The 7,456-nt window shown below is 46.3% G+C and carries 1 pseudogene; it reads left to right on the top strand.

Annotated features, from left to right (window positions below):
- Positions 1–7,456, top strand: a pseudogene (locus L2567_RS20385) (hypothetical protein); the annotation flags it as partial.

Genomic DNA, 7,456 nt, shown 5'->3' with positions numbered 1-7,456 from the left:
ATGATTTAACAGGAGCTGCGTGTGATGAGTTTATTTTGCCTGAGATTACGGGAAGTAACCTGAGTGGCAATGAGGCTTATTATACGGAGGCCAATGGCAGTGGTACCAGATATGTGTCTGGAGATGCGATCAATTTCTCGACCACTTTATTTATCTATGATGCCAATGGTACTTGTGATGATGAGGCGGAGATTGTGATTGATATCGTAGAGACCCCCCAAATAGATCCGAATTCAGGATCAGCGTGTGACAGTTTAGAATTACCTGCGATCACAGGGCCTGGAACGGGCACTGCGATGTATTGGGAGAATCCTGATAGAACGGGAATGAGTTACGCAGCTGGAGACTTCATAGATTTCAGCACGACACTATACATGGTGGTTGCTGCAGGAGATTGTGGGACGATGGAGCCGTTTGAAGTTACGATTACGGATTCACCTGTTCTTGATGATTTGACAGGAGCTGCGTGTGATGAGTTTATACTTCCGGAGATTGCGGGAAGTAACCTGAGTGGCAATGAGGCTTATTATACGGAGGCCAATGGCAGTGGTACCAGATATGTGTCTGGAGATGCGATCAATTTCTCGACCACTTTATTTATCTATGATGCCAATGGTATTTGTGATGATGAGGCGGAGATTGTGATTGATATTGTAGAGACTCCCCAAATAGATCCAAATTCAGGATCAGCGTGTGACAGTTTAGAATTACCTGCGATCACAGGACCTGGAACGGGCACTGCGATGTATTGGGAGAATCCTGATGGAACGGGAACGAGTTATACAGCCGGGGACTTCATAGATTTCAGTACAACACTATACATGGTGGTTGCTGCAGGAGATTGTGGGACGATGGAACCATTCGAAGTGACCATTGAGTTGACAGCGCAGATCGATCCGGGAGCAGCGACCTCATGTGATGTCTATATTTTACCTGAAATAACAGGAACGAATCTATCAGGAAACGAAGCTTACTACACTGCACCAAATGGTGGAGGCACAAGATTGGAAGCTGGAGATCAAATCTCTACATCTCAAACATTGTACATTTATGGTGATGCCAACGGATGTCCATCGGAAGCTGAATTCATCGTAAGCATTGTAGAAACCCCAAGCATTGACCCGAACTCAGGCACAGCTTGTGACTCATTGGAGTTACCTGCAATTACTGGAGTGGGAACTGCCGGAGCGATTTACAATACCGCTCAGGATGGTAGTGGAACAACTTATCTGGCTGGAGATTTTGTAAATACTAGTCAGACCTTATACATGATTGTAGCTGCAGGAGACTGTGGGACTTTCGAACCATTCGAAGTGACCATTGAACTGACAGCTCAGATCGATCCGGGAGCAGCGACATCATGTGATGTATACATTTTACCTGAAATAACAGGAACGAATCTATCAGGAAACGAAGCTTACTACACTGCACCAAATGGTGGAGGCACAAGATTGGAAGCTGGAGACCAAATCTCTACATCTCAAACACTGTACATCTATGGTAATGCCAACGGATGTCCATCAGAGGCAGAGTATGTAGTCAACATTGTAGAAACCCCAAGCATTGATCCGAACTCAGGCACGGCTTGTGACTCATTGGAGTTACCTGCAATTACTGGAGTGGGAACCGCTGGAGCGATTTATAATACGGCGCAAGATGGTAGTGGAACAACTTATCTGGCTGGAGATTTTGTAAATACTAGTCAGACCTTATACATGATAGTAGCTGCAGGAGACTGTGGGACTTTCGAACCATTCGAAGTGACCATTGAGCTGACAGCTCAGATCGATCCGAGAGCAGCGACCTCATGTGATGTATACATTTTACCTGAAATAACAGGAACGAATCTATCAGGAAACGAAGCTTACTACACTGCACCAAATGGTGGAGGCACAAGATATGATGCAGGAGATCAAGTGACGGAATCTCAAACACTGTACATCTATGGTAATGCCAACGGATGTCCATCAGAGGCAGAGTATGTAGTCAACATTGTAGAAACCCCAAGCATTGATCCGAACTCAGGTACGGCTTGTGACTCATTGGAGTTACCTGCGATTACTGGAGTGGGAACCGCTGGAGCGATTTATAATACGGCGCAAGATGGTAGTGGAACAACTTACCTGGCTGGAGATTTTGTAAATACTAGTCAGACCTTATACATGATTGTAGCTGCAGGAGACTGTGGTACCTTCGAACCATTCGAAGTGACCATTGAGCTGACAGCGCAGATCGATCCGGGAGCAGCGACCTCTTGTGATGTCTATATTTTACCTGAAATAACAGGAACGAGTCTATCAGGAAACGAAGCTTACTACACTGCACCAAATGGTGGAGGCACAAGGTTTGAAGCTGGAGACCAAATCTCTACATCTCAGACATTGTTCATCTATGGTGATGCCAACGGATGTCCATCAGAGGCAGAGTATGTAGTCAACATTGTAGAAACCCCAAGCATTGATCCGAACTCAGGTACGGCTTGTGACTCATTGGAGTTACCTGCGATTACTGGAGTGGGAACAGCTGGAGCGATTTATAATACGGCGCAAGATGGTAGCGGAACGACTTATCAGCCAGGCGACTTCATCTCAAGCAGTCAGACCTTATACATGATTGTAGCTGCAGGAGACTGTGGTACTTTCGAACCATTCGAAGTGACCATTGAGCTGACAGCTCAGATCGATCCGGGAGCAGCGACCTCTTGTGATGTCTATATTTTACCTGAAATAACAGGAACGAATCTATCAGGAAACGAAGCTTACTACACTGCACCAAATGGTGAAGGCACTAAGTATGATGCAGGAGATCAAGTGACGGAATCTCAGACACTTTACATCTATGGTAATGCCAACGGATGTCCATCAGAGGCAGAGTATGTAGTCAATATTGTAGAAACCCCAAGCATTGATCCGAACTCAGGCACAGCTTGTGACTCACTGGAGTTACCTGCAATTACTGGAGTGGGAACAGCTGGAGCGATTTATAATACGGCGCAAGATGGTAGTGGAACAACTTACCTGGCTGGAGATTTTGTAAATACTAGCCAGACCCTGTACATGATTGTAGCTGCAGGAGACTGTGGTACTTTCGAACCATTCGAAGTGACCATTGAGTTGACAGCGCAGATCGATCCGGGAGCAGCGACCTCTTGTGATGTCTATATTTTACCTGAAATAACAGGAACGAATCTATCAGGAAACGAAGCTTACTACAGTGCACCAAATGGTGGAGGCACTAAATATGATGCAGGAGATCAAGTGACGGAATCTCAAACACTTTACATCTATGGTGATGCCAACGGATGTCCATCAGAGGCAGAGTATGTAGTCAACATTGTAGAAACCCCAAGCATTGACCCGAACTCAGGCACAGCTTGTGACTCATTGGAGTTACCTGCAATTACTGGAGTGGGAACCGCTGGAGCGATTTATAATACGGCGCAAGATGGTAGTGGAACAACTTATCTGGCTGGAGATTTTGTAAATACTAGTCAGACCTTATACATGATAGTAGCTGCAGGAGACTGTGGGACTTTCGAACCATTCGAAGTGACCATTGAGCTGACAGCGCAGATCGATCCGGGAGCAGCGACCTCATGTGATGTCTATATTTTACCTGAAATAACAGGAACGAGTCTATCAGGAAACGAAGCTTACTACACTGCACCAAATGGTGGAGGCACAAGGTTTGAAGCTGGAGACCAAATCTCTACATCTCAAACATTGTACATTTATGGTGATGCCAACGGATGTCCATCAGAGGCAGAGTATGTAGTCAACATTGTAGAAACCCCAAGCATTGACCCGAACTCAGGCACAGCTTGTGACTCATTGGAGTTACCTGCGATTACTGGAGTGGGAACCGCTGGAGCGATTTATAATACGGCGCAAGATGGTAGTGGAACGACTTATCTGGCTGGAGATTTTGTAAATACTAGTCAGACCTTATACATGATTGTAGCTGCAGGAGACTGTGGGACTTTCGAACCATTCGAAGTAACCATTGAGCTGACAGCAGAAATTGATCCGGGAGCAGCGACCTCTTGTGATGTCTATATTTTACCTGAAATAACAGGAACGAATCTATCAGGAAACGAAGCTTACTACAGTGCACCAAATGGTGAAGGCACTAAATATGATGCAGGAGATCAAGTGACGGAATCTCAGACATTGTTCATCTATGGTGATGCCAACGGATGTCCATCAGAGGCAGAGTATGTAGTCAACATTGTAGAAACCCCAAGCATTGATCCGAACTCAGGTACGGCTTGTGACTCATTGGAGTTACCTGCGATTACTGGAGTGGGAACAGCTGGAGCGATTTATAATACGGCGCAAGATGGTAGTGGAACGACCTATCAGCCAGGCGACTTCATCTCAAGCAGCCAGACCCTGTACATGATTGTAGCTGCAGGAGACTGTGATACTTTCGAACCATTCGAAGTGACCATTGAGCTGACAGCGCAGATCGATCCGGGAGCAGCGACCTCTTGTGATGTCTATATTTTACCTGAAATAACAGGAACGAATCTATCAGGAAACGAAGCTTACTACAGTGCACCAAATGGTGGGGGCACAAGATATGATGCAGGAGATCAAGTGACGGAATCTCAGACATTGTTCATCTATGGTAATGCCAACGGATGTCCATCAGAGGCAGAGTATGTAGTCAACATTGTAGAAACCCCAAGCATTGATCCGAACTCAGGTACGGCTTGTGACTCATTGGAGTTACCTGCGATTACTGGAGTGGGAACAGCTGGAGCGATTTATAATACGGCGCAAGATGGTAGTGGAACGACCTATCAGCCAGGCGACTTCATCTCAAGCAGTCAGACCCTGTACATGATAGTAGCTGCAGGAGACTGTGGGACTTTCGAACCATTCGAAGTGACCATTGAGTTGACAGCAGAAATTGATCCGAGAGCAGCGACCTCTTGTGATGTCTATATTTTACCTGAAATAACAGGAACGAATCTATCAGGAAACGAAGCTTACTACACTGCACCAAATGGTGGAGGCACTAAATATGATGCAGGAGATCAAGTGACGGAATCTCAAACACTGTACATGTATGGTGATGCCAACGGATGTCCATCAGAGGCAGAGTATGTAGTCAACATTGTAGAAACCCCAAGCATTGATCCGAACTCAGGTACGGCTTGTGACTCATTGGAGTTACCTGCGATTACTGGAGTGGGAACAGCTGGAGCGATTTATAATACGGCGCAAGATGGTAGTGGAACGACCTATCAGCCAGGCGACTTCATCTCAAGCAGCCAGACCCTGTACATGATTGTAGCTGCAGGTGATTGTGGTACCTTCGAACCATTCGAAGTGACCATTGAGTTGACAGCTCAGATCGATCCGGGAGCAGCGACCTCTTGTGATGTCTATATTTTACCTGAAATAACAGGAACGAATCTATCAGGAAACGAAGCTTACTACACTGCACCAAATGGTGAAGGCACTAAATATGATGCAGGAGATCAAGTCACGGAATCTCAGACACTTTACATCTATGGTGATGCCAACGGATGTCCATCTGAGTCCACATTTGAGGTGACCATTGTAGAAACCCCAAGCATTGATCCAAACTCTGGTACGGCTTGTGACTCATTGGAGTTACCTGCGATTACAGGAGTGGGAACAGCTGGAGCGATTTACAATACAGCTCAAGATGGTAGCGGAACGACTTATCAGCCAGGCGACTTCATCTCAAGCAGTCAGACCTTATACATGATCGTTGCTGCAGGAGACTGTGGAACCTTCGAACCATTCGAAGTAACCATTGAGCTGACAGCAGAAATTGATCCGGGAGCAGCGACCTCTTGTGATGTCTATATTTTACCTGAAATAACAGGAACGAATCTATCAGGAAACGAAGCTTACTACACTGCACCAAATGGTGAAGGCACTAAATATGATGCAGGAGATCAAGTCACGGAATCTCAGACGCTTTTCATCTATGGTGATGCCAACGGATGTCCATCAGAGGCAGAGTATGTAGTCAACATTGTAGAAACCCCAAGCATTGATCCAAACTCAGGTACGGCTTGTGACTCATTGGAGTTACCTGCGATTACAGGAGTTGGAACCGCTGGAGCGATTTACAATACCGCTCAGGATGGTAGCGGAACGACTTATCAGCCAGGCGACTTCATCTCAAGCAGTCAGACCTTATACATGATCGTTGCTGCAGGAGACTGTGGTACCTTCGAACCATTCGAAGTAACCATTGAGCTGACAGCAGAAATTGATCCGGGAGCAGCGACCTCTTGTGATGTCTATACTTTACCTGAAATAACAGGAACGAATCTATCAGGAAACGAGGCTTACTACACTGCACCAAATGGTGGGGGCACAAGATATGATGCAGGAGATCAAGTGACGGAATCTCAGACACTTTTCATCTATGGTGATGCCAACGGATGTCCATCAGAATCCACCTTTGGGGTGACCATTGTAGAAACCCCGAGCATTGATCCGAACTCAGGTACGGCTTGTGACTCATTGGAGTTACCTGCCATCACTGGTGCGGGAACCGGGGGAGCAGTTTACAATACATCTCAAGATGGTAGCGGAACGACTTATCAGCCAGGCGACTTCATCTCAAGCAGTCAGACCTTATACATGATCGTTGCTGCAGGAGACTGTGGAACCTTCGAACCATTCGAAGTAACCATTGAGCTGACAGCAGAAATTGATCCGGGAGCAGCGACCTCTTGTGATGTCTATATTTTGCCTGAAATAACAGGAACGAATCTATCAGGAAACGAAGCTTACTACAGTGCACCAAATGGTGAAGGCACTAAATATGATGCAGGAGATCAAGTGACGGAATCTCAGACACTTTTCATCTATGGTGATGCCAACGGATGTGCATCTGAGTCCACATTTGAGGTGACCATTGTAGAAACCCCAAGCATTGATCCGAACTCAGGCACGGCTTGTGACTCATTAGAGTTACCTGCCATCACTGGTACTGGAACCGGGGGAGCAGTTTACAATACAGCTCAGGATGGTAGCGGAACGACTTATCAGCCAGGCGACTTCATCTCAAGCAGCCAGACCCTGTACATGATCGTTGCTGCAGGTGATTGTGGTACCTTCGAACCATTCGAAGTAACCATTGAGCTGACAGCAGAAATTGATCCGGGAGCAGCGACCTCTTGTGATGTCTATATTTTACCTGAAATAACAGGAACGAATCTATCAGGAAACGAAGCTTACTACACTGCACCAAATGGTGGGGGCACAAGATATGATGCAGGAGATCAAGTGACGGAATCTCAGACACTTTTCATCTATGGTGATGCTAACGGATGTACATCAGAATCCACCTTTGGGGTGACCATTGTGGAGACCCCGAGCATTGATCCGAACTCAGGTACGGCTTGTGACTCATTAGAGTTACCTGCCATCACTGGTGCGGGAACCGGGGGAGCAGTTTACAA

Origin of the sequence: Portibacter marinus, assembly GCF_021533195.1 — a bacterium.
Lineage (GTDB): Bacteria > Bacteroidota > Bacteroidia > Chitinophagales > Saprospiraceae > Portibacter > Portibacter marinus.
This window is presented reverse-complemented; position numbering and strand designations above follow the sequence as displayed.